21 protein-coding genes are annotated in these 22,638 nt (G+C 73.1%); 15 read left to right on the top strand and 6 right to left on the bottom strand.

Features of this window, described 5'->3' with window-relative positions:
• Positions 1–68: 68 nt before the first annotated feature.
• A complete protein-coding gene (locus ABZ937_RS23410; protein WP_361694827.1) occupies positions 69–1,043 on the bottom strand; it encodes a hypothetical protein in 975 nt (324 codons plus the stop codon).
• 357 nt (positions 1,044–1,400) lie between these two features.
• On the opposite strand from ABZ937_RS23410, the gene ABZ937_RS23415 reads away from it, so the two are divergent.
• From ABZ937_RS23415 to ABZ937_RS23430, 4 genes are read left to right on the top strand one after another with little or no spacing between them, the layout of a single operon-like run.
• Positions 1,401–2,315: a DMT family transporter gene (locus ABZ937_RS23415; protein WP_361694829.1), complete on the top strand. Its 915-nt coding sequence runs from the start codon at positions 1,401–1,403 to the stop codon at positions 2,313–2,315.
• Positions 2,316–2,338: 23 nt separating this feature from the next.
• A complete protein-coding gene (locus ABZ937_RS23420) occupies positions 2,339–2,854 on the top strand; it encodes an NUDIX domain-containing protein (RefSeq protein WP_361694831.1) in 516 nt (171 codons plus the stop codon).
• 21 nt (positions 2,855–2,875) lie between these two features.
• On the top strand, positions 2,876–3,268 hold the full coding sequence (locus ABZ937_RS23425; RefSeq protein WP_030658160.1) for a DUF202 domain-containing protein: 393 nt from the start codon (positions 2,876–2,878) through the stop codon (positions 3,266–3,268).
• Complete coding sequence (locus tag ABZ937_RS23430; RefSeq protein WP_361694833.1) at positions 3,265–3,621, top strand: DUF202 domain-containing protein; 357 nt, start codon at positions 3,265–3,267, stop codon at positions 3,619–3,621. Before ABZ937_RS23425 ends, ABZ937_RS23430 begins: the two co-directional genes overlap by 4 nt.
• A gap of 32 nt (positions 3,622–3,653) precedes the next feature.
• Here ABZ937_RS23430 and ABZ937_RS23435 read toward each other — a convergent pair whose 3' ends face one another.
• Positions 3,654–4,658, bottom strand: a complete 1,005-nt coding sequence (locus ABZ937_RS23435) for an NADP-dependent oxidoreductase (RefSeq protein ID WP_361694835.1) — start codon at positions 4,656–4,658, stop codon at positions 3,654–3,656.
• 114 nt (positions 4,659–4,772) lie between these two features.
• Here ABZ937_RS23435 and ABZ937_RS23440 point away from each other — a divergent pair, with 114 nt between their 5' ends.
• The 6 genes from ABZ937_RS23440 to ABZ937_RS23465 all read left to right on the top strand — a co-directional run bounded on the left by ABZ937_RS23440 (position 4,773) and on the right by ABZ937_RS23465 (position 11,186).
• Positions 4,773–5,072 (top strand): hypothetical protein, encoded by a 300-nt coding sequence (locus tag ABZ937_RS23440; RefSeq protein WP_361694837.1) that lies wholly within the window; start codon positions 4,773–4,775, stop codon positions 5,070–5,072.
• 171 nt (positions 5,073–5,243) lie between these two features.
• Positions 5,244–6,266, top strand: coding sequence for a phosphotransferase family protein (locus ABZ937_RS23445; RefSeq protein ID WP_361694839.1), 1,023 nt, complete (start codon positions 5,244–5,246; stop codon positions 6,264–6,266).
• A gap of 5 nt (positions 6,267–6,271) precedes the next feature.
• On the top strand, positions 6,272–7,486 hold the full coding sequence (locus ABZ937_RS23450) for an acyl-CoA dehydrogenase family protein (protein ID WP_361694841.1): 1,215 nt from the start codon (positions 6,272–6,274) through the stop codon (positions 7,484–7,486).
• Positions 7,487–7,722: 236 nt separating this feature from the next.
• Positions 7,723–9,360: a helix-turn-helix domain-containing protein gene (locus ABZ937_RS23455; protein ID WP_361694843.1), complete on the top strand. Its 1,638-nt coding sequence runs from the start codon at positions 7,723–7,725 to the stop codon at positions 9,358–9,360.
• 247 nt (positions 9,361–9,607) lie between these two features.
• A complete protein-coding gene (locus ABZ937_RS23460) occupies positions 9,608–10,969 on the top strand; it encodes a diaminopimelate decarboxylase (protein WP_361694845.1) in 1,362 nt (453 codons plus the stop codon).
• Between the two features lie 10 nt (positions 10,970–10,979).
• Entirely contained in the window at positions 10,980–11,186 is a 207-nt protein-coding gene (locus ABZ937_RS23465) for a hypothetical protein (RefSeq protein ID WP_361694847.1), read from the top strand.
• 52 nt (positions 11,187–11,238) lie between these two features.
• On the opposite strand, the gene ABZ937_RS23470 is transcribed toward ABZ937_RS23465, so the two are convergent.
• Genes ABZ937_RS23470 through ABZ937_RS23480 form a run of 3 tightly spaced genes read right to left on the bottom strand, consistent with a single transcriptional unit; the run spans position 11,239 to position 14,296 of the window.
• On the bottom strand, positions 11,239–11,832 hold the full coding sequence (locus ABZ937_RS23470) for a TetR/AcrR family transcriptional regulator (protein WP_361694849.1): 594 nt from the start codon (positions 11,830–11,832) through the stop codon (positions 11,239–11,241).
• Between the two features lie 23 nt (positions 11,833–11,855).
• The gene (locus tag ABZ937_RS23475) at positions 11,856–13,526 is read right to left on the bottom strand and encodes an AMP-binding protein (protein WP_361694851.1); all 1,671 of its coding nucleotides are present in this window, start codon (positions 13,524–13,526) and stop codon (positions 11,856–11,858) included.
• Positions 13,523–14,296, bottom strand: a complete 774-nt coding sequence (locus tag ABZ937_RS23480; RefSeq protein WP_361695037.1) for an SDR family NAD(P)-dependent oxidoreductase — start codon at positions 14,294–14,296, stop codon at positions 13,523–13,525. The genes ABZ937_RS23475 and ABZ937_RS23480 overlap by 4 nt, the downstream gene beginning before the upstream one ends.
• Positions 14,297–14,452: 156 nt before the next feature.
• Between ABZ937_RS23480 and ABZ937_RS23485 the strand changes: the two genes are divergently transcribed.
• Together ABZ937_RS23485 and ABZ937_RS23490 are read left to right on the top strand one after the other, a co-directional pair.
• The gene (locus ABZ937_RS23485) at positions 14,453–15,673 is read left to right on the top strand and encodes a DUF1343 domain-containing protein (protein WP_361694853.1); all 1,221 of its coding nucleotides are present in this window, start codon (positions 14,453–14,455) and stop codon (positions 15,671–15,673) included.
• 31 nt (positions 15,674–15,704) lie between these two features.
• Complete coding sequence (locus ABZ937_RS23490) at positions 15,705–17,018, top strand: serine-threonine protein kinase (RefSeq protein WP_361694855.1); 1,314 nt, start codon at positions 15,705–15,707, stop codon at positions 17,016–17,018.
• A gap of 18 nt (positions 17,019–17,036) precedes the next feature.
• Here the strand turns inward: ABZ937_RS23490 and ABZ937_RS23495 are convergent, their stop codons facing one another.
• Positions 17,037–19,826 carry a penicillin acylase family protein gene (locus ABZ937_RS23495; protein WP_361694857.1) on the bottom strand — a complete coding sequence of 930 codons (2,790 nt, stop codon included), beginning with the start codon at positions 19,824–19,826 and terminating at the stop codon, positions 17,037–17,039.
• Between the two features lie 208 nt (positions 19,827–20,034).
• On the opposite strand from ABZ937_RS23495, the gene ABZ937_RS23500 reads away from it, so the two are divergent.
• The 3 genes from ABZ937_RS23500 (at position 20,035) to ABZ937_RS23510 (ending at position 22,636) form a co-directional block, all read left to right on the top strand.
• Complete coding sequence (locus ABZ937_RS23500; protein ID WP_361694859.1) at positions 20,035–20,637, top strand: hypothetical protein; 603 nt, start codon at positions 20,035–20,037, stop codon at positions 20,635–20,637.
• Between the two features lie 128 nt (positions 20,638–20,765).
• Entirely contained in the window at positions 20,766–21,545 is a 780-nt protein-coding gene (locus tag ABZ937_RS23505) for a 3-keto-5-aminohexanoate cleavage protein (RefSeq protein WP_361694861.1), read from the top strand.
• 23 nt (positions 21,546–21,568) lie between these two features.
• Positions 21,569–22,636 (top strand): RNA ligase (ATP), encoded by a 1,068-nt coding sequence (locus ABZ937_RS23510; RefSeq protein ID WP_361694863.1) that lies wholly within the window; start codon positions 21,569–21,571, stop codon positions 22,634–22,636.
• The last annotated feature ends 2 nt before the right edge of the window (positions 22,637–22,638 follow it).

Below are 22,638 nucleotides of genomic sequence, written 5' to 3' on the forward strand. Positions count from 1 at the left end.
TCAGACTTCCGTAATCACTTCTTGCGCACCTCTCACTCTCATGGGTACGCGCGCAGCGGCCCGGTCGTTCACCGGCCGAGCGCGCGGGTGCGGGCCGCGTGGAAGGCCGCCAGGGGGTCGGGGTGCGCGTACGCCCAGGGCGCCGGGGTGGCGTGCTCGCCGATGCGCTGGAACAGGGCCGCGGCCTCGGCCGGGCGGCCGGCGCAGGTCAGGGCGAACGCGAGGTGGTTGAGGTCGATGTGGCGGCGCGGGTGTTCGTCGTGCTCCCACTCCAGCCACCAGTCGAAGCAGGCGCGCAGGACGCGCCGGGCCCGGGGGCCCGACCAGTGCCGGGAGGCGGCCGGGTCGGCCGGGGCCAGGCCGGTGGCGGCGAGGACGCGGTAGCGCTCGGCGTACGCCACGACCGGCAGGACGGCCAGCGGGGAGTCGGCGGGGGCGTCGGCCGCGGCCAGCTCGGCGAGGTCGTACACCTCGTGGGACTCGGCCCGGCCGCCCGCGGGCCGCTCGGCGAGGCGCGCGATCAGCAGGTGGTGGGCGTGGTGGTGCTCGGGGTGGCGGCGGCGCAGCTCGGCGAAGGTGCCGAGCAGCTCGTGCTCCGGGCCGAGGGTGCGGGCCAGCAGCATCCGGCCGAGCCAGGGGGTGGGGTCGGCGGGGGCCAGCGCGGCGGCCGTGTCGCAGGCCTCGCGGGCCCGGTCGGGTTCCTCTTTGCCGCGCAGCGCCCGCTGGACCAGGGCCAGGGCGAGCAGCGCGGTGGCGTCGGCGGAGCCGGGCTCGGCGGCCAGCCAGTCACTGGCCCAGGCGGCGGCGTAGGGGTCCCGGGAGAGCACGGTGAGGCGGTGGCCACGGCGGTCCCAGTCGTCGCCGGTGTGCACCAGCAGGGCGCGGGCGGCCTGGCGCCGGCCCTGGGTCAACGCGACCCGGGCGGTGCGCAGTTCCGCGTCGTCCAGGGCGGCGTCGAAGGCGTCGGAGTCGTCCGCCGCGGTCTCGCCGGACGGGTCCGTGGGGGCCCGGCGAGCGCCGAGCAGAGGCGGGAGAGGGGGCACCGCGGGGCTTCCTGTTTCTCGGGCTGCCATCGACCGATCACGCACAGCAAACCCTCAGCCAAGGATCGCGTCAAGCGGAACGCCGGTGTTCCTGGCTTCAACTTCCTTGGCTTGAGGGGAACTTGAGACCAGCGGAGCAGGTGGGCCGGGCCACGGGCGGCCGGGACCGGGAATTTCCCTGTGGCGTATGCCATGGCCTTCCGGGGCGGGCGCCCCGGCTTTCTGTGGCGTACGCCATGGCGCCCCGCGTCCCCGCCCCGGAGCATGGCGAGTCAACCGCCCGGTTCCGGGTACTTCCGGGGCAATACCGTGCCCGGAGCGCTACAGTCGGCCACTACCCGCCCGTGGTCCGGCCGGATGATCGAGGTACACAGCGTGTCCGTTCTGGTTCTCCTTCTCGCCGTGAGCGCGGCCTGCTGCCTGGGCTTCGGCTTCGTCCTCCAGCAGGACGCGGCGCAGAAGGCACCGCTCAGCGACTTCCTCTCCTTCCGGCTGCTGCTCGACCTGGTGCGGGTGCCGCGCTGGCTGGGCGGCCTCGGGCTGATGGTGGCCGGCATGGTGCTGGGCGCGGTCGCCCTCGGCAAGGGCGAGATCTCCCTGGTCGAGCCGCTGCTCGCGACCAACCTGCTGTTCGCCCTCGCCCTCTCCCGGCACCAGACCAGGCAGCCGCTGGGCCGCCAGGGCTGGGCCGGTCTGCTGCTGCTCGCGGGCGGGGTGAGCGCGTTCATCATGGCCGGTGAGCCGCGCGGCGGCACTGCCGTCGCCGATCCGCTGCGGCACTGGCTGATCATCGGGGCCGTGGTGGGCGCGGCTCTGGTGCTCACGACGTACGGCAAGCGCTCCCGGCTGAGCTGGGGCCCGGTGCTGCTGGCCCTGGCGGCCGGGCTGCTGTACGGCGTCCAGGACGCGCTGACCCGGGTGAGCGGCATCCGCTTCGGCGAGGGCGGCTTCACCGAGCTGCTCACCGGCTGGCAGCCGTACGGCGTGGTGGCCTGCGGGGTCACCGGACTGGTCCTGGTGCAGAGCGCGTTCGAGACCGCCCCGCTGCGCATGTCCCTGCCCGCGCTCACCGCCGCCGAGCCCCTCGCCGGGATCCTGTGCGGGGTGGGCTTCCTCGGCGACCGGCTGCGCACCGACACCGGGGCGCTGGCCTGGCAGGCGGCCGGGCTCGCGGCCGTGGTGGGGGGCATCGTGCTGCTCGGGCTGCATCCGGCGATGCCCTGCGGCGGCGCGGAGCAGGAGCGCTCGGCCCGGGACCTCCAGCGCCGCTGATCCCGCCCTGCTTGGATACGGGCATGAACCCTGCTGACGAGATCCTCGACATCGTCGACGAGCACGACCGGGTCGTCGCACAGAGTCCGCGCGGCGAGGCGTACGCCCGCGGGCTGCGCCACCGCTGCGTGTTCATCCAGGCCCGGGACGCGTCCGGCCGGCTCTTCGTGCACCGGCGTACGGCGACCAAGCTGGTCTTTCCCTCCCTGTACGACATGTTCGTCGGCGGGGTCGTCGGCGCCGGCGAGTCCTACGACGGGGCGGCCCTGCGGGAGGCCGAGGAGGAGCTGGGCGTGACCGGGCTCCCCCGGCCGGAGTTCCTCTTCAAGTTCCTGTACGACGACGGTGCCGGGAACAGCTGGTGGTCGGCGGTGTACGAGGTGCGCTGCGAGCTGCCCGTGCACCCGCAGGCGGAGGAGGTCCAGTGGCACGCCTTCCTGCCCGAGGAGGAGGTCGAGCGGCGGCTCGGCGACTGGGAGTGGGTGCCGGACGGGCTGGCGGCGTACGAGCGGCTGCGGGCGTACCGGGCGGGTGGGTGACCGCCCGGTAGGGTCGGCCGCGTGAGCGAATTCGTACGGAACATCCGGCTCTGGTTCGCGCCGGAACGGGTGCGGGACGAGGGCGGCACGCCCGACTACCGGTTCTCGCTGGCCAACGAGCGCACCTTTCTCGCCTGGCTGCGCACCGCGCTCGCGCTGATCGGCGGCGGATTCGCGGTGGACCAGTTCCTGCCGGACCTGCGCTGGGCGTGGCGGGTCGGGCTGGCGCTCGCGCTGCTGGCGGCCGGTGTGCTGTGCTCGCTGCGCGCGGTGAACCACTGGGTGCGCTGCGAGCGGGCGATGCGGCGCGGCGAGGATCTGCCCGCGTCCCGGTTCCCGGCGCTGCTGAGCCTGGTGGTGGCGGTGGTGGCCGTGGCGATGGTCGTGGTGGTGCTGGTCGGGTGGGAGGGGTGACGGCCGGTCCGGATCCGGCGGACCGGGAGCCGGTGGACCCGCGCCCGGCGGGCCGGGACCCGGGGCTGCAGCCCGAGCGCACCCGGCTGGCCTGGCGGCGTACGACGCTGTCGGCCGCGGTGGCCGCCGTACTGGCCGTGAAGACGGCGCTGCACGGTGGCGCGTCGGCCACCGGGATCGCGCTGTGCGCGGTGTGCTGCGGGCTGTGGCTGGGCTTCCTCCGGGTGGCCCACCTCCGCATCCGCACCCTGTCCGCCGGCACCCCGCCGCCCGCGCTCACTCCCCGGCACGCGGCGACGGCGGTGCTGTGCGCGGTGGCGATGGCGGCGTGCGCGGCCGTGCTCGTGGTCTAGTACGTGCCCCGGCGGCCGACCCGGAACCGGGCCTAGAAGGTGCCCTCCTGGCTGGTCGTGTAGAGGATTCCCTCCTCGTTCCCTGACCAGACGGTGCCCGCCTCGGACTCCCAGTCCACGGTGACCACGATCTTCCCCCGGGTGTGGCCCTCCTGGTTCAGCCGTTGCGCGTCCGCAGCCCGCTCCAGCGGGAACGTCTCCTGGACGTGGACGGAGACGGCGCCCTGCTCCGCCAGCTGTGACAGGTGCCTCAGGTCCTCGGCGTCCGGGCGGACGAAGGCGTACCGGCCGCCGTAGGACACGACCTCCGGGTCGGCGATGGAGGCGAGCCGGCCCTCCGGGGCGAGCAGGTTGGCCGACGCCCTCAGCGTGTCGCCGCCGACGGTGTCGAGGACCGCGTCCACCCCCTCGGGGACCAGCGCGCGCACCCGTTCGACCAGGCCCTCGCCGTAGGTCACCGGCTCGCCGCCCAGCTCGCGGACGTAGTCGTGGTTGGCCTCGCCGGCGGTGCCGACGACCCGGGCGCCGAGGTGGGCGGCGATCTGGACGGCGAGCGAGCCGACCCCGCCGGCCGCCGCGTGCACCAGGACGGTCTCGCCCCGGTTGACGTCCAGCACCTTGACCAGCACCTGGTAGGCGGTGAGCCCGGCCAGCGGGAGCCCGGCGGCCTCCTCGAAGGACAGGTTGCGCGGCTTGCGGGCCAGGGTGCGCACGGGCGCGGCGACGTACTCGGCGAAGGTGCCCCGGGACAGGAAGTCCTCGCGGACATAGCCGATGACCTCGTCGCCGACGGTGAATTCGGTGACCGCGACACCGGGCTGGACGACCACTCCGCTGACGTCCCAGCCGGGGATCACCGGGAAGACGGCGTCCAGGAGCGGGTCCAGATGGCCCTCGCGGCACTTCCAGTCGACGGGGTTGACGGCCGCCGCGCGCACCTTGACCAGGACCTGGTCGGGGCCGACCTTGGGGTCGCGCAGCTCGCCGTACTCCAGCACCTCGGGGCCGCCGTAGCGGCTGTAGCTGATGCCCTTCATGCCCTCGACCCTCCGGGGTACTCGTGCGCCACGCAAACCGGGATGCCCGGATATGAGGCTTTCGCGTGGCAGCCTGTCCGTCGTCAGCACGCCGCACCCCCGAAGGTGAGCACCATGACCACCCTCCACCAGGAACACACCGAGCACGGGACGCACCGCCACGGGCCGGACTGCGGGCACAACGCCGTGCCGCACGGGGACCACATGGACTATGTCCACGACGGCCATCTGCACCGGGAGCACGAGGGACACTGGGACGAGTGCGAGCCGGCCGGGCACGCCGTCCACGAGGGTCATGAGCATGTGCACCACGACGAGTGCGGGCACGCGCAGGTGCGGCACGGCGACCACGTCGACTATCTGCACGACGGACACCGGCACGCCGAGCACGGGGACCACTGGGACGACCACTGACCCGTCAGCAGGCAGGGGCCGACGGCTCCCCGGACAGCGTGCCGGGGAGCCGTCGGCCTCCGTCGTGGCTCCGGTCACGTTCGGCCTGATCTTCGCCCTGCGCACTGGACGGCATACCGACCGGTCGGCATCATGAGTCGAGTCCTGTTCACCCGTTCGTAGGAGTGATGTATGAGCGCCGACCACCCGCCCGGACTCGACCTGGACCGGCTGCGCGCCCTGCTCGACCGCGAGCGCCCCGGTCTGGTCGACGGTCCCCTGACCGGACGGCTGATCGAGGGCGGACGGTCGAACCTCACCTACGCGCTCTCCGACGGCACCTCGAAGTGGGTCGTACGCCGGCCCCCGCTCGGCCATGTGCTGGCCACCGCGCACGACATGAAGCGCGAGCACCGGGTGATCAGCGCGCTGCACCCGACCGATGTGCCGGTCCCCCGCCCGGTCCTGCTGTGCGAGGACGAGGAGGTGCTGGGGGCGCCGTTCTACGTCATGGAGTTCGTCGAGGGCACCCCGTACCGCACCGCCGGCCAGCTCGCCCCGCTGGGCGCCGAGCGCACCCGGAACGCGGTGCTGTCCCTGGTGGACACGCTGGTCGAGCTGCACTCGGTGGACCCCGCCGAGGTGGGCCTCGCCGACTTCGGCCGCCCGGAGGGCTTCCTGGACCGGCAGCTGCGCCGCTGGGGCAAGCAGCTGGACGCCTCCCGCAACCGCGAGCTGGCGGGCATCGACGAGCTGCACGCGGCCCTCGGACGCGCCCTGCCCGCCTCCCCCGCCCCGGCCGTCGTCCACGGCGACTACCGCCTGGACAACGTGCTGATCGGGGACGACGACACGATCAAGGCGATCCTCGACTGGGAGATGTCCACGCTCGGCGACCCGCTGACCGACCTCGGTCTGCTGGTGATGTACAGCCGGCCGCTCGGCATGGCCGACTCGCCCGTCTCCACCACCGCCGAGGCCCCCGGGCACCCCGCCCCGCGGGAGCTGATCGAGCGGTACGCGGCCCGCTCCGGCCGGGACGTCTCGGGCGTGTCCTGGTACACGGCGTTCGCCTGGTTCAAGCTCGCCGTGATCCTGGAGGGCATCCACTACCGGTACACGCTCGGCCAGACGGTCGGCCGCGGCTTCGACCGCATCGGCGACCTCGTGCCCGTCTTCATCGACCACGGACTGACCACTCTTCAGGAAGGCTGACCGGCATGGACTTCGCGTTCGACGCGCGCACCGAGGAACTGCGCGGCAGGCTCCTCGCCTTCATGGACGAGTACGTCTACCCGGCCGAGGCCGTCGCCGAGGAGCAGCGGGCCGCGCTCGCCTCGCCCTGGGACACCCCGGCCGTGGTCGGCGAATTGAAGGCGGAGGCCCGCAGGCAGGGGCTGTGGAACCTCTTCCTCCCCGACGCCGAGCACGGCGCCGGGCTGACCAACCTCCAGTACGCGCCGCTCGCCGAGATCACCGGCCGCTCCCCGCATCTCGCGCCCACCGCGACCAACTGCGCCGCGCCCGACACCGGCAACATGGAGGTGCTGGCGCAGTTCGGCGACGAGCGGCAGAAGAAGCAGTGGCTGGAGCCGCTGCTGGCCGGTGAGATCCGCTCGGCGTTCGCCATGACCGAGCCGGAGGTGGCCTCCTCGGACGCCACCAACATCACCACGCACATCGAGCGGGACGGTGACGACTACGTCATCACCGGCCGCAAGTGGTACATCTCCGGCGCGATGAACCCGGACTGCAAGATCTTCATCGTGATGGGCAAGACGGACCCGGACGGGGCGGACATCCGCCGCCAGCAGTCCATGGTCCTGGTCCCGCGCGACACCCCCGGTGTCACCGTCAAGCGGGCGATGCAGGTCTTCGGCTACGAGGACCACGCGCACGGCGGACACGCCGAGGTGGTCTTCGACCACGCGCGCGTACCGGTGTCGAACCTCGTCGGCGAGGAGGGCGGCGGCTTCGCCATCGCCCAGGCCCGGCTCGGCCCCGGCCGGATCCACCACTGCATGCGGCTGATCGGCATGGCCGAGCGGGCGATCGAGCTGATGTGCCGGCGGGCCGTGTCCCGTACCGCCTTCGGCAAGGCGCTGGCCCAGCAGGGCGTCGTCCAGAACTGGATCGCCGACGCCCGGGTCACCGTCGAGCAGCTGCGGCTGCTGGTGCTGAAGACGGCCTGGCTGATGGACACCGTCGGCAACAAGGGCGCCCACACGGAGATCCAGGCCATCAAGATCGCCACCCCGCGCGCGGTGGTCGGCATCCTGGACCGCGCGATCCAGCTGCACGGCGCGGGCGGGGTGAGCCAGGACTTCCCGCTGGCCGAGCTGTACGCGAGCGCCCGCACCCTGATGCTGGCCGACGGCCCGGACGAGGTGCACCAGCGGTCGCTGGCCCGCCGGGAGTTGAAGAAGTACCTGTGAGCACCACGCCGGTGCAAAACCGTCGCCGGGTCGTCGGCCCGGCGACGCCGCACCGGACCGCCCCGCTCTCCCCGGCGCGGCACAACGGCCGTTCTTCCTCGTGTCGTTGAGGTCGCGCCCCGGTCTGTGGTGTCGTACTCCGGGAGCCGCCGGGCGGCCGGCGGCGCGTCGAGCCGGGGGGAAGCGTGACGGACCTGCGGGACCGAGCGGGGTGGAGCGGAGCTGCGGAGTCCAGGGTGACCCTGGAGCGCCTGTTGTCGGTGGTGGGCCCGGGGGCGCTGGAACTGGACACGGCACCCGGCGGGCTGGCGGTGGCCGTCGGCGGCGTCACCGTCCTGGACGTGCTGGAACCCCAGATCCGGCCGCGGGAGCTGGTGCTCGCGGTCGGGGTGGGAGCCGGGTCGGCCCAGGCGCTGGACGTGGTGCGCCGGGCCGGCGCGGCCGGGGCCGCCGGCGTGGTCTTCGGCCCGGAACGCCCCGACGGAGCCGCCGGCGCCCTGCGGGCGGTCGCCCAGGAGACCGGTACGGCGGTGCTCTTCCGCACCTGGCACCGGTGGGACGAACTGGTCGCGGTGCTGCGGGCCGGGCTGGGCGCGGCGGGCGTCGTGCCGTTACCGGCGGGCCGGGGACCGGTCCTGGGCGACCTCGACGGGCTGGCCGACGCGGTGGCCGCCCTGGTCGGCGGCTCGGTGACCATCGAGGACACCGAGTCCCGCGTACTGGCGTACTCCTCGACCGAGGAGAACGTGGACGAGATGCGCCGGCTGACCATCCTCGGGCGGCGCGTACCCCCGTGGCGCGTCGCCGCCATGCGGGACGCCGGGTTCTTCCGCGCCCTGTGGACGGCGGACGACGTGCTGCACCGGCGGGCCCAGGGGGACAACCCGGAGCGCCTGGTGTGTGCCGTGCGCGCGGGCGGTGAGGTGCTGGGCTCCGTGTGGGTGGCCGCGGTGGGCGGGCGGCCGCTGTCGCCGAACGCGTCGGAGGCACTGCGCGCCGCGTCCCGGGAGGCCGCCGCGCACCTGCTGCACCACCGCACCCGCGCCGCCGACAGCCGGCTGGCGGAAGACGCGGCGCGTGCGCTGTTGGAGGAGCGCGGTTCCGCCGAGGTGCTGGCCGAACGGGCGTCACTGCCGGCGCTGGAGCCCTGCGCCGTGCTCGCGGTGGGCGTCGGGAACGCCGTGTCCGGCGCCGGTGTACCTGGGGAGACCCCGCCCGACGACCCGTCGAGACTGTACGGCCTGCTCTCCCTGCACTGCGCGGCGCTCGGCCACCGGATCGTGGTCGTACCGGCGGGTGGCCGGGCCCTGGTGCTGGTGAGCGCGCTGGACCAGGACCCGGACCGGGCCCGTCAGCAGGTGGGGAAGCTCGGGACGTCGCTGACCGCGCAGTTGTCGGGCACGACGGGCATGCCGGTGCGGGCGGGGCTGGGCGAGGTGGTTCCCGGGCTCGCGCGGGCCGCCGAGTCGCGCCGGACCGCCGAGCAGGCGCTCAAGGCCCTCACCCGGACCGGGGGTGCGCGCGCCGTCGCCCGGGTGGAGGACGTGGCCGACACGATCGGCGTCCTCCAGGTGGTCGAGGCGCTGCGGGACCTCCGGCTGCCGCCGGGTACGTCGGTGGCCCGGCTGGCCGCGTTCGACGCCGAGCACGGCGGCAGCAGGCTCGTGGAGTCGCTGCGGGCCTACCTCGACCACTTCGGCGACGTGTCCGCGGCGGCCCGGAGCCTCTCGCTCCACCCCAACAGCCTGCGGTACCGGCTGGGCCGGATCACCGCGGTCTCACAGCTCGACCTCGACAGTCCGGACGCCCGTCTGCTGGCCCAACTGCAGCTGCGCCTCGGAAAGCCGGACGAAGGGACCCGCCCGGCACCGTGATCGGGCCCGCCGGTCGCGCGGGTGTGCGCGGGCGCGCGTTCGTCCGCCCGCACCAACGCGGGGCGCCGTTCTCGTGGCCGCGCACAAGCGGCCGGGCCCGGTGGGCGCGGTGGCCCGGCCCGGCCGACCCTGCGGGGACGAGCCTTTGAGGAACCGACGATGACGGCCCCGGGGCGCGGCGAGCAGCCTGGGACAGCGCTCGGGGAATCGGCCCCGGACGCGCCGTTTCGACACCGGAAGGTTCACCATGACCGCTGTGCTCCTCGCCGCCGCGCGGCGTGAACGAATCCTGCGGGAGGCCGTGCGGCAGGGGCTGCTGGACCCCGAGCACTCCCTGCTGGCCGCCTTCGTCGACCTCGACGGCGTCGAGGCGACGGTCCAGGACCTGCGGGACGCCTTTCCCGGCTCGCCCGAAGTGCGCGGTGTGCTGCACACGTTCGCCGCGAAGGCCAACTGCCTGGTGCCCGTCCTGAGGGAGCTGCGCCGGCACGGCCTGGGCTGCGAGGTCGCCACCGCGGGCGAGCTGGCCCGGGCGCTGGCCGCCGGATTCCCGCCCGAACGGATCGTGTTCGACTCCCCCGCCAAGACCCGGGCGGAGCTGGAGCGGGCCCTCGCCCTGGGCGTGACCGTCAACGCGGACAGCTTCCAGGAGCTGGAGCGGATCGCCGGGCTGCTCAGGGGCCGTACGTCGGCGTCACGGATCGGGGTGCGCCTCAACTGCCAGGTCGGTGGCGGTGCCATCGCCGCGATGAGCACCGCCACCAGCACCTCGAAGTTCGGTGTCCCGCTGGCCGACCCCGGCAACCGGGACCGGCTGCTGCGGGCGTTCGCCGCACACCCGTGGCTGACCTGGGTGCACACGCACACCGGGTCCCAGGGCTGCCCGCTCGACCTGATGGCCCGCGGGGTGGCGCAGGCGGTCGAGTTCGCCGACCAGGTGACGGCGGCGTTCGGGGAGGGCCGGATCGAGGGCATCGACATCGGCGGCGGACTGCCCGTCAACTTCGCCGACGACGAGGTCACGCCCCGGTTCGCGACGTACGTCGAGCAACTGCGGGCACACGCCCCGGGGCTCTTCGGCGGCCGGTACGCGGTCATCACCGAGTTCGGCCGCTCGCTCCTCGCCAAGAACGGCTTCCTGGCCGCGTACGTCGAGTACACCAAGGCCGCGGGGGGACGGCCGATCGCCGTGACCCACGCCGGTGTCCAGGTCGCCACCCGGACGGTGTTCGCTCCCGACGCCTGGCCGCTGCGGATCGAGGCGTACGACGGGTACGGCACGGCCAGGCGGGACCGGCCCGTGCGCCAGGACGTCGCGGGTCCCGCCTGCTTCGCCGGCGACCTGCTGGCCCGCGACCGTGCGCTGCCGCCGCTCCGGCCGGGCGACCTCGTCGTGGTCCCGGACACCGGCGCCTACTACTTCTCGACGCCGTTCCACTACAACAGCCTGCCCGAGCCCGCCGTGCAGGGCGTCCGGACGGGCCCGGACGGCCGGATCGAGTTCACGCTGGTCCGGCCCGCGCAGGACCCGTGGCACCTGACCGAGCAGGACGGTCTGAGCGTGCCGCTCCCGCAGCCGGTGGCCGCCCGGGCCGGCGACGGCGGGTGAGGAGTACCAGGTGTCCCAGACCGACCGGCAGCGGCCCGACCCGGACGGGCCGCTCCTGACCCAGCGCGCCGCCATCGTGTTCCTGCTGGCCGCGCTCGCCGGCATCGGCGCCACCGTCCTGGCCGCGCTGGCCGGCAATGTGTGGCCCGTGGCGGTGAGCGTGGGCAGCGGCACGGCCGCCACGGCCGTGCTGTTCTTCAAGCAGATCATCGGCTAGGCGGCGGCCCCGGGCGCCTCGGCTACGGGCGCCTCGGCTACGGGCGCCTCGGCTAGGGGCGCAGCGCTCGCAGCAGCAGGTCGGCCAGGTGGTCGGCGACCTCCTGGGGGCTCAGGGGCCCGTCGGGCCGGTACCACGTCGACAGATGGTGGACGGAGCCGAAGTGGTAGTCCACGACCAGGTCGGCCGGGGTCGCCGTGGAGAAGACCCCCGCCTTCTGGCCCTCCTCGATGAGCGCGCGGAAACGCTCGTGGTAGCGCCGGCGCTCGGCGCGGACCTGCTTGTTCTTCTCCGGGCTCAGATGGTGCATGGACCGGAAGAAGATCATCGCGTCGTCGAGGTTCTCGATCGTGGTGACGACGACATCGGCCGCCGCGCCCCGCAGCCGCTTCTCCACGGGCTCGTCGGCGTTCGCGAACGTGTCCAGCCGTTCCTGCTGCAGCCGCAGGACACGCGCGTACACCTCGTGCAGCAGGTCGTCCTTGGAGCCGAAGTAGTGGTACAGCGCCCCCTTGGTGACGCCGGCCGCCTCCACGATCTCCTGCACGGAGGTGCGGTCGTAGCCCTGCTCGGCGAAGAGCCGGGTGGCGGCGGCCAGCAGCCGCTGCGGGACGGGCGTCCCGTCTCCGTCCGTCGTCCTGGGCACTGCCGCCACCTGCCTTTCCGTCGTTACCGCTGATTGTCGTGCGCCCGGGAACGCAGTTCCCGCCGGAGGATCTTCCCACTCGTCGTCTTGGGCAAGTCGGGGAGGATCTCCACCTGGCGCGGGTACTTGTAGGCGGCCAGTCTCTCCTTGCAGTACACCGCGAGTTCATCCGGGTCCGCCCCGGCCCCGGGACGAAGGCTGACGTACGCCTTGACGGTCTCGCCACGGTACCCGTCGGGCACGCCGACGACGGCCGCCTCGCGCACCGCCGGGTGCGTGTACAGCACGTCCTCGACCTCGCGCGGCCACACCTTGAAGCCGGAAGCGTTGATCATGTCCTTCTTGCGGTCCACGACGTACAGCCAGCCTTGCTCGTCCATGAACCCGATGTCGCCGGTGCGCAGCTCGCCGTCCGGGAAGGTCTCGGCGGTGGCGTCCGGGCGCCGCCAGTAGCCGGGGACGACCTGGGGCCCGCGGACGACGATCTCGCCCTGCTCGCCGAAGGGCACCTCCTCGCCCCGCTCGTCGAGGATGCGGACGACCGTGTCGGCTCCGGGCACTCCCACGGCGAGCGTCCCGGAGGCCGGATCGACGGGCGACTCCAGGCCGGGCGGGACGGCCGCGGCGGCCCCGGTGCACTCCGTCAGCCCGTAGCCGGTGCGGATGTACCGGCCGCACCGGGCGCGGAACCTCTCCACCAGGGCGGGCGGCACGGGCGCGCCGCCCGAGGCGATGTTCACGAAGGAGGCGAAGTGCTCCGGGGTGACGTCCGGGTGGGCGGCCAGCGCCATGTAGGCGGTGGACGGGCCGACGGTGTAGTGCGGGCGGTGCTCGGCGAACGCCTCCAGGACGACGCCCGGCTCGAAGCGGTAGGCGAGCACCAGCGTGCCCGCGCTGGCGAGGCAGGCCGCGAACTCGCTGACCATCCCGGTGATGTGGAACAGGGGTGCGAGCGCGAAGTAGACGGGTGCCTCCGGCAGGGCGAGCCCGGTCCGCTGCCGCTCGGCGTTGTGCATGATGTTGCCGTGCGTGTTGGTGGCGCCCTTCGGGGTGCCGCTGGTGCCCGAGGTGTAGCTGATCAGCGCGATGTCGCCCGGGAGCGGGTCGCGGCCCCCGGGCGCCGTGCCGCCCTGCCGGGCGACGGCCACGAGGTCGTCGGCGTCGGACGCCTGGGGCAGCCGCTCGAAGGTGAGCACGCGCGCGTCGCCCCGCGTCTGGAGGTCCAGCTCGCACGCGGTGAGCACGATCCGCACCGGCGAGCCGGCGGCCGTCCGGCGCAGATACGACTCCCAGGCCCGGTCGGAGCAGATCAGCGCGGCGACCTCGCCGTCCCGCAGCACGTGCGCCACCTCGGCCGACTTGTACATCGGGTTGACCGGGACGACGGTCGCGCCCGCCTTCCAGGCGCCGAGCACGGCCAGCACGAAGTGCGGGGTGTTCTGCAGCAGGACGGCCACGCGGTCGCCGCGCTCCAGGCCGCGCGCGGCGAGGTGGGCGGCGACGGAGTCGCTCAGCCCGTCCACCTCGCGGTAGCTCAGGCGGGCGTCGAAGTAGGCGAGGAAGGTGCGGTCGGGGGCCTCGGCGACGGCCTCGCGCAGGGCGTGCACGAGGGAGTCGGCGGGGTCGACCGGCCCGCGCTGGACCTCGTTGAGCAGGGCCAGCCAGGGCCGGGCCGCGTACGGCGAGGCGCTCACCGGGTGGCCTCCCACTGTTGCTGGACGCGGTTCATGCCGGCGAGCCAGCGGTCGGGGGTGGCGGCCCGCGTCTGGTAGTACTCGGCGACCTCGGGGTGCGGCAGGATCAGGAAGCGGTCCTCGTCGATGCCCTTCAGCAGCGCGTCGGCCACGGCGTCGGGCTCGATCGCGGTCGGCTGGAGCACCAGGTCGCCCGCGCTGCCGGTGGCGGCCAGCATGTCGGTGCGGACGCCCTGCGGACAGATGGCGTGGACCTTGATCCCCCGGTGGCGGTAGGTCAGCGACAGCCACTCGGCGAAGGCGTAGGCGCCGTGCTTGGTCACGCTGTAGGAGGGCGCGCCGATCATCGTCAGCAGTCCGGCGGCGGAGACGGTGGAGACGAACCGTCCGGCGCCGCGCTCCAGCCAGTCGGGCAGCAGCGCGTGGGCCGCGCGGACGTGGGCCATCAGGTTGACGTCCCAGGAGGCCGCCCAGGACTTCTCGTCCAGGGCCGCGCCGAGGTCGCCGTCCTCGAAGGCGACGCCCGCGTTGGCGCAGTAGACGTCCACCGCACCGCCGAGCGCGTCCCGGGCGTCGGCGACGATCGCGGAGGCGTCGCCGGGCACGGCCGTCCCGCCGATCTCGTCGGCCACCGCCTTGGCCCTCCCGGCGTCCAGGTCGTTCACCACGACCCGGGCCCCGGCCGCGGCGAACCGCCGGGCCAGCGCGGCCCCGATCCCCCCGCCGGCTCCCGTGACGACCACTCCCGCATCCTGCACGGCTTCCACTATCGGTCTCCTTCGACACGGTGCGAAATCGGCTCTGCCCGGGGACAGACTAACCAGTCGGTATGTGTAAAGGAAAGGGTGACTGCACCAATCTCCTAGGGGCGCGAACTGCGCGAGAACCACGAACGGTCCGCACGTGCCCACCCACCGGAGGACCCCATGCATCTCTCCCGAAGAAACCTGCTCGCTTCGACCGCCCTGGCGGCAGCTCCGGCGAGATCCCGGCACCACGAGCAACTCCACACCGGCTTCGAAAGACTCACGGCCGACGGTTACTCACTCCTCTCCGGCCGAAAAGTCGGCGTTGTCACCAACCCCACCGGCATCACCAGAGACGCGGAGCACATCGTCGACGTGATGCACAAGGACCCCCGCGTCAGGCTGACGGCAGTCTTCGGCCCGGAACACGGCTTCCGGGGCACCGCGCAAGCGGGCGGCTCCGAGGGCCGTTACGACGACCCGGCGACCGGCCTGCCGGTCTACGACACGTACCTGAAGAGCGGCCGTCCGCTCGCCGACGTCTTCACCGCCTCGGGCGTCGACACCGTCGTCTTCGACATCCAGGACGTCGGTGCCCGCTTCTACACGTACATCTGGACCCTCTACGACTGCATGGAGGCGGCCCAGCTCGCCGGCAAGCGCTTCGTCGTGCTGGACCGCCCGAACCCGGTGACCGGCCGCGCGGCCCAGGGCCCGGTGCTGCACAAGGAGTTCGCCACCTTCGTGGGCCGGCAGCCGATCGCGCAGGCGCACGGGATGACCGTCGCGGAGCTGGCCCGGCTGTTCAACGGGGAGTTCCTGACCGCGCCCGTACCGCTGGAGACGGTGCTGATGTCGGGCTGGCAGCGCAGCCGGTTCTACGACGACTCCGGCCTGCCCTGGGTGCCGCCGAGCCCCAACATGCCCACGCCGGACACGGCGTTGGTGTACTCCGGCACCTGCATGTTCGAGGGCACCAACCTCTCCGAGGGGCGCGGCACGACCCGGCCCTTCGAACTCCTCGGCGCCGAGGGCGTCGACGGCCGCTGGGCCGCCGCCGTGAACGGACTCGGCCTGCCCGGCGTGCGGTTCCGCGAGGCGTACTTCACCCCCACGTTCTCCAAGTTCCAGGGCAGGACCGTCGGCGGGGTGCAGATCCACGTGACCGACCGGGCCGCCTACGACCCCGTGCGCACCGGGGTCGCGCTGCTGGTGACCGCAAGGAAGGTGTGGAGCGGCTTCGCCTGGCGGTCCGACAACTGGATCGACAAGCTCACCGGTTCGGCCCGGGTGCGCACGATGATCGACGCGGGCGCCGGCCCCGACGAGGTGACGGACGCCTGGCAGGAGGAGCTGGCCGCGTTCCGGCGCATGCGAAAGGGGTATCTCCTGTACAAGTAGCGCACCCTTCCGGTGGCCGAGGGAGCCTGGCATGGCGGATCCTGGGACGAGCGTGACTCCCTACTGGGAGCTGACCTTCGACGCGGACGGGGACGTGGACGGTCCCGAACGCGACCGGCTGCTGGCGCAGGTCACGGACCACGGCGTCCGTGACCTGATCGTCTTCGCGCACGGCTGGAACAACGACCGCTCGGGCGCGACCGCGCTGTACCGGCGCTTCTTCGCCCCGCTCCCGGAGCTGGCGCCGAAGGCCCGGCTCGGGTACGTCGGCGTGATCTGGCCGTCGATGCGGTTCAGCGACGAGCCGATCCCGGACTTCCCGAGGTCCGCCGTGGAAGCGGTGCCGCTGCCGCGCCGGGCGCTGCCCAAGGACACCCGGCGCGCCCTGCTGGAGGTCTTTCCGCGCCACACGTTCGTGTTGAACGAGCTGGCCCGGATGCTGGACGAACGGCCGGACGGTGCGGAGGGGCTGCCCAGGTTCGGGCGGTGGGTGCGTCTGCTGCTGGACGCGGACGGCCGGCAGGGGGAGGCAGACACGGACGAGGACGGCGAACCCGCCGTCTTCGGTCTCGACCCGGTGACCGCGTGCGAGCAGTTCGCCGAGGCCCTGTCCGCGCTCGAACCGCCCGGCGCGGCTGCCGGGTTCAGCCTGCCGAACCCGTGGGACGGCGCCAAGGAGCTGCTGCGGCAGGCGACGTACTACCGGATGAAGCGGCGGGCCGGGATGGTCGGCGAGCGCGGACTCGGGCCGGTCGTCGGGAAGCTGGCCGAGGCGGCGCCCGATGTGCGGGTGCATCTGGTCGGGCACAGCTTCGGCGGCCGGCTGGTGGCGTTCGCCCTGCGCGGGCTGCCCGAGGGAGTGCGCTCGGTGAAGTCGGTGACCCTGCTCCAGGGCGCCTTCTCGCACTACGCGTTCGCGGCCCGGCTGCCCCACGCACCGGACCGGTCGGGTGCGCTCAAGGACCGGCAGCGGCGCATCGACGGCCCGCTGGTGTGCTGCCACTCGCACTTCGACGCGGCCCTCGGCACGTTCTATCCGCTGGCCTCCCGGCTCGCCGGGGACGACCGCGCCTGCGCGGGCGACGAGATCGCGGCCGTGCTGGGTCCGCGGTGGGGCGCCATGGGGCACGACGGGGTGCAGGCGGTGCCGGACACGGCCCGCCTGAACCTGGCGGCGGCGCTGAACGGCTCTCTCCCGGCGTCGGGGTGCGTGAACGTGGACGCGGCGGCCGTGGTCCGGCGCGGGGGCGCGCCGTCCGGGGCGCACAGCGACATCGTGCACCCCGAACTGGCGCGGCTGGTGCTGGTGGCGGGCCGCATCGTGGCGGCGGGCCGCATCGCCTGACCCGCCGCCCGCTCCACCTCAGCGGTGCGAGGTGTACTCCACGACCTGCTGGAACGTCGGCCGGTTCTGCCAGCTGATCCTGCCGTGCTTGATGCCGCCGAGGGTGCGCTGGGCGATCGAGTCGGCGCACCACTGGTCGCCCGCGGAGCACTGGTCGTCGCCCGGGTAGACCTGGGCGGCGGTCAGGCCGGCCGCCTGCTTCAGGGTGCTGACCAGGGTGTCCCGGCAGCCGGTGAGGCTGCCGCCGCCGCAGTACTTCTGCCCGAGTCCGCCCTGTACGGACTCCCCGAGCACCGCCCGGATGTCCTTGTCGACGTAGGACCACCAGCCGTACTGGAAGGAGCTTCCGGCGTGCGAGCCGGTCGGGCCGTGCCCGGCGGACGGTGCCTCGTCGACCGGCAGGCTGCGAGTGATCGCCGTGTAGAGGTCGCTGCCGAGACCGGGCTCGAACTCGGCCTTGACCAGCAGCGGCCACCACGCGTCCAGGATGCGGATCGCGTCGGCGTCGGCGTACTTCTTCGAACCGGCCGACGTCTCGGTGCGCCGCGCGCCCGCCGTCACCCACGCCTGGAGCTTGCTCACGGCCGCGGCGGCCGTGGGGTCGGTCACCGGCGAGGAGGTGATCACCTTGAGCAGCTTGGGCAGCACGTCCTCGGCGCGCAGGTCGGCGAGGGCCGCGTCCGCCATCGCCTGCGTCAGCTCGGTACGGGTCACCCCGCCGGCCGCGACCAGCTTCTTCACCCGGTCGTCCAGCAGGTTGCCGCGGTGCACGGAGCCGTCGCCCCAGGGCGCGGTCGTGTAGTCCTTGGCCTGCTTGTTGTTCCAGGAGACGTAGTAGTCCTGGTCGACGGAGTTGGGGTGCGCGGTGGCCGGGGTGTAGTCGGCCGTGTTGGTGGCCGGGTCCCAGTTCTTCCACTCGTACGCCGGCCGCGCCCACACCGGGAACTCGGAGTCGACGCCGCTCGCCCGCACCGGGTTGTCCCCGCTGTTGTAGTAGGCGGTGTGCTGGGAGTCGGCGTAGAACCAGTTGAAGGTGTAGTTGATGTGCTGCGCCGCGCTCTGGAAGTCCTTGGGGCCCTTGACGAAGTCGGGGTCGTTGAGCATCTGGAAGCCGATGATCGAGTCGGCCTCGTGCAGGTAGGAGGAGCGCAGGGTGGTGTAGGCGACCTTCTTGCCGCCGACGGTCGCCCGGTGGTCGACCAGGCCGTACTTGGTCCGCCACACCCGCAGGGTGTACGAGCCCTCGGCCGTGCCGTCGGCCGTGGTGGGCTTCCAGGCGTTCTTCTGCTCGAGCTTCTCCATGGCGGTGCAGGTGCCGTGGTACAGGTAGTGGTAGTCGTCCTGGCACAGCTCGACCGCGTAGGTGTCGATGATGTCCTGGCCGGAGGTGGTGGCGCTCCAGGAGTAGTCCTGGCCGCGGCCGAGTTCGACGTACATGCTCAGGCCCGCGAAGGAGGCGCCGCGGGCGCTGATGCCCGGGCCCTGGATCTCCTGGAGCATGAGCAGCTGCGGGGCGAAGTAGCCGGTCTGCGGCCCGAACACGGCGACCGGGTGGCCACTGGCGGTGTACTTGCCGCTCACCACGAGGGCGTTGGACATGCCACGCTTGGCCGAGCCGAGCGTGGTCCTGGCCGCGGCTGCCGAGGTGCTCCGGGCTGCCGCCGTCCCCGCGCTGCCGGTGCGGTCGTAAACGAGTGGTTCCTGGGTGACCGTGCCGGTGTCGGGCAGGGCCTCGCCCTGGGCGTCGGCGGGCCTGGCGCCGTAGGGGAAGCTCTCGCCGTTGTGGACGGTGAGGACGGCCTCGGGGTCGTTGCGTTCCCGGAAGGCCTCCCAGACCTTGGTGCCCTCCTCGACGCCGTACTTGCTCTGGGCGGCGAGCAGGGACAGGGCGTTGTCGACCTCGCCGCCGCCGCCGGAGCCGAACAGCGAGCCGATCACGGAGGCGAGGGCCACGAGGTCGGTGACCTTGAAGTGGTCGATGGTGCCGGCGTTGGTGATCGCGTCCTTGTGGCCGGTCAGGACGTACTCGCCGGGGAAGTACCGGCCGCTGTCGGAGGCGTCGATGTAGGCGTTGACGCCGTCGATGTAGGCCTTCACGTCGGCGAGGGCCTGCTGGCCGCGGGCGCCGTTCTTGGCCACCGCGTTGTCGATCTGCGCCTGGAGGTCGGCCTCGGTGTAGGGGGCGTTGCGGTAGAACTGCTGCTCCAGGCCCTGGTTGGCCGCGGCGCCGCCGGCGAAGGAGGTCAGCCGGCCGCGGCCGACGTGCCGGAAGAGGTCCATCATCCAGAGCCGGTCCTCGGCCGCCGCGTAGCCGGCGCCGTACTCGGTGCCGTACCGGGTGGCGCCCGTGATGTGCGGCACACCGGTCTTCTTGTCGCGGACGATCGTCACGTCGGCGCGCCCGCCGGGCTTCTCGGTGGAGGCGACCTGGTCGGCGGGGACGCCGAACGAGGCGTCGTTGAAGAAGGTGTTGATCTTCGTGTCGGTCAGGCCCGGGTAGCCGGTGGCCAGGTTGGCGTACGGGCCGAGCTGGTCCTCGGCGTGGTCGGGCTGGGTGCCGAAGGCCTGGTTGAGCAGGATCTGGGCGAGGGTCGCGTTGCCGTTCTCGCCCGGAGGCAGGATGTCCGAACACTGGCCGCCGCAGTAGTCGTTGGAGGCCGTCGCGCCGGCCGCCGCCACCGCGGTCTGGGTGAGGGGGGAGAGAAGGCCGGCTATCAGGACGCATACGGACGCGGTCTTCAGGAACCCGGGGAGTCGGCGGGACGTTCTCAGTCTGTCGAGGGCGGTACGTGGGGTTCGCCGTGGCATGGCGGCTCCTAGCGACTGGGGTGGCCGAACGTTACCGCCGGTATCCCCAGGTTTAAAGGTGAACATGCGTCACTTTCTGGAGTGCGCAAGCAGATCGACGAGAAGAGATGGAGCCGAATCGCCTGTCGATACGTCTATTCGGCGACGTCCGTGCGACGACGCCGAAGTGACCGAAGTACAGGTGCAGGTGTGACGGAGGTGCAGGGCGATGGCCGGTTTCCGGAGTCTGGCGAGACAGGTACGCGATCCGGGCTGTGATCTGGCACTGCGGCGGTACTCGCTGCGCAAGTGCCTTGAGAAGTTCGCTCCATACGGGCATCGGGCGACCTGGGACCATCTGTGCTCCCGGGCGGGTTTCGGCCCGGAGGACCGCTCCCCCGACCCGGCGCGGCTCGTGGCCGCACTGGAGGAGCTGGAGGAGGCCCGTGACGTCTGGCTCGCCTACGAGACCGACTTCACCGAGCGACGGAAGAAGGAGAAGCACGACGGGCTGCGCCGGCCGGGCAGCGTGGACGACTGGCACCGGCTGACCTGGGGCGGGTTCGGGGTCGCCTGGTGCGACGACCCGCGGGTCCACCCCGAGGCGCCGCTGGCGGAGGTGCTGCGCCGGCTGATCGCCGCACTGGAGCGGGAGCCGGGTTCGTCGTGCCCGGTCTGCGGCGGGGAGCGGCTGGTCTGGAAGTACGGCCTGGACCACGAGCCGTCCTCCGGCCCGGTCTGCACGGACTGCGGGATCCTGGTGCCGCGTCCCGTCCTCAGCCCGCGGGCCCTTCAGTACGCCAGGCGGGAACGCCTGTTGATGTCGGCCTGAGCGGCCGGGGTGTCACCGGGTGCGGCCCGAGCGACGGGCCGGCCGGTGCGGGGGTGCGCAGGGGATGCCGCACCCCTTCCACGGAGTGACCCGGGGCCGTTGTCAGTGGGGCCTGGCACCATCGGGGCATGGTGCAGGTGTGTCTCAACGGGCGCCGGTCGGCCGCCGACGGCGCGGGAGTTCCGATGTCTCCCGAGGATCTGGCGCGTTCCGCCGCCGAAGCGGTGGCGGCCGGGGCGACGTCTGTGCATGTCCACCCGAAGACCCCGTGCGGTCACGACAGTCTTTCCCCGCGCGTGCTCGCGCCGGCGCTGGAGGCGATCCGCGCGCGGGTGCGGGTGCCGGTCGGGGTGACCACCGGCGCGTGGGCCGAGCCCGACCCGGCGGCCCGGCTCGCCCGGGTGCGTTCCTGGTCGGTGCTGCCCGACTTCGCCTCGGTCGACTGGCATGAGCCGGGCGCCGAGGAAGTCGCCGAGGAGCTGCTCGCCCGGGGCGTGGCCGTGGAGGCGGGCATCTGGTCCGGGACCGAGGGCGCGAGACGGTTCGCGGGCTCCCCGCTCGGGCCGGGAGTGCTGCGCGTGCTGGCCGAGGTGACCGACCCGGAGCCGGCGACCGCCGAGGCGTCGGCGCGGGCGCTGCTGGCCGAGCTGGGCCCGGCCCACGGCCGCCCGGTGCTGCTGCACGGAGAGGAGGGCGGCACCTGGCCGGTGCTGCGGCTGGCGGGCCGACTGGGCCTCGCCACCCGGATCGGTCTGGAGGACACCCTGCTGCTGCCGGACGGCCGACGGGCCGTGTCCAACGCCCAGTTGGTGACGGCGGCGCTGGCCGGGGACGCTAGCAGACCCAAATCCGGTCGCTCCACCCTTTTCACGTCCGGACAGTGGGAGCTGATGAAACCGACCCGCTGAACACCGATGAACGGGGAACTCCCATGTCCACGCTGCGCGTCACCGCCGAAGTGCTGACCGTCCATGAGCATCCGAACGCCGACGCCCTGGAGCTGGCCCAGGTGGGTCTGTACCGGGCCGTCGTCGCCAAGGGCGCGTACCGCACCGGTGAGGCCGCCGTGTACATCCCCGAGCAGGCCGTCCTGCCGGCCGGGCTGATCGAGGAGCTGGGGCTGACCGGGCGGCTGGCGGGCGGCGAGGCCAACCGGGTCAAGGCGGTGCGGCTGCGCGGTGAGCTGTCGCAGGGCCTCGTGTGCCGGCCGACGGCACTGGCGGCCGTCGACCTGGCGCGGGCGGCGGCCGAGGGGACCGACTTCGCGGAGCTGCTGGGCATCACCAAGTGGGTGCCGCCGATCCCGCCCACCATGAGCGGGGACGTGGAGCCGGCGCCCGGTCTGCTCCCCTGGGTCGACATCGAGAACATCCAGCGCCACCCGGACGTCTTCACGCCGGGCGAGCCCGTCGTCCTGACGGAGAAGCTGCACGGTTCGGCCTGCCTGCTGACGTATGTCGCCGACGAGGGCCGGGTGTACGTCTCCTCCAAGGGCTTCGGCGCCAAGTCCCTGGCGCTGCGGGAGGACCCGCGGAACCTGTACTGGCGGGCGGTGCGCGGACACGGCGTGGCCGAGGCGGCGGCGCGGCTCTGCGAGCGGCTGGGCGCCACCCGGGTCGGCATCTTCGGGGAGGTGTACGGCGCGGGGGTGCAGGACCTGTCGTACGGCGCCGACGGGCGGCGGGAGACGCTGGGGTACGCGGCGTTCGACGTCTCCGCGGAGGTGGACGGGGCCGTGCGCTGGCTGGACGCGGCGGAACTGCTGGAGGGCGAGCTGCCGGTGGTCCCTCGGCTGTACGCCGGCCCCTACGACGTCGACCGCGTACTGGAGTTCGCCAGCGGCCGGGAGACGGTGTCCGGGCGGGCGCTGCATCTGCGGGAAGGCGTGGTGATACGCCCCGCGGTGGAGCGGTACAGCGCGGTGACCGGGGGGCGGGCCATCGCGAAGGCGGTGAGCCCGGCGTACCTGACGCGCAAGGGTGGCACGGAGTACGAGTGAGG

The sequence above is a fragment of the Streptomyces sp. NPDC046727 genome, from assembly GCF_040645635.1.
Classification (GTDB): domain Bacteria; phylum Actinomycetota; class Actinomycetes; order Streptomycetales; family Streptomycetaceae; genus Streptomyces.

Bases quoted from the DNA above. Each gene is read 5' to 3' on its own strand.
- ABZ937_RS23415 (WP_361694829.1), top strand. From the start codon at position 1,401: ATGATCGAGGTACACAGCGTGTCCGTTCTGGTTCTCCTTCTCGCCGTG.
- ABZ937_RS23420 (WP_361694831.1), top strand. From the start codon at position 2,339: ATGAACCCTGCTGACGAGATCCTCGACATCGTCGACGAGCACGACCGG.
- ABZ937_RS23435 (WP_361694835.1), bottom strand. From the start codon at position 4,658: ATGAAGGGCATCAGCTACAGCCGCTACGGCGGCCCCGAGGTGCTGGAG.
- ABZ937_RS23440 (WP_361694837.1), top strand. From the start codon at position 4,773: ATGACCACCCTCCACCAGGAACACACCGAGCACGGGACGCACCGCCAC.
- ABZ937_RS23445 (WP_361694839.1), top strand. From the start codon at position 5,244: ATGAGCGCCGACCACCCGCCCGGACTCGACCTGGACCGGCTGCGCGCC.
- ABZ937_RS23450 (WP_361694841.1), top strand. From the start codon at position 6,272: ATGGACTTCGCGTTCGACGCGCGCACCGAGGAACTGCGCGGCAGGCTC.
- ABZ937_RS23460 (WP_361694845.1), top strand. From the start codon at position 9,608: ATGACCGCTGTGCTCCTCGCCGCCGCGCGGCGTGAACGAATCCTGCGG.
- ABZ937_RS23485 (WP_361694853.1), top strand. From the start codon at position 14,453: ATGCATCTCTCCCGAAGAAACCTGCTCGCTTCGACCGCCCTGGCGGCA.
- ABZ937_RS23490 (WP_361694855.1), top strand. From the start codon at position 15,705: ATGGCGGATCCTGGGACGAGCGTGACTCCCTACTGGGAGCTGACCTTC.
- ABZ937_RS23495 (WP_361694857.1), bottom strand. From the start codon at position 19,826: ATGCCACGGCGAACCCCACGTACCGCCCTCGACAGACTGAGAACGTCC.
- ABZ937_RS23500 (WP_361694859.1), top strand. From the start codon at position 20,035: ATGGCCGGTTTCCGGAGTCTGGCGAGACAGGTACGCGATCCGGGCTGT.
- ABZ937_RS23505 (WP_361694861.1), top strand. From the start codon at position 20,766: ATGGTGCAGGTGTGTCTCAACGGGCGCCGGTCGGCCGCCGACGGCGCG.
- ABZ937_RS23510 (WP_361694863.1), top strand. From the start codon at position 21,569: ATGTCCACGCTGCGCGTCACCGCCGAAGTGCTGACCGTCCATGAGCAT.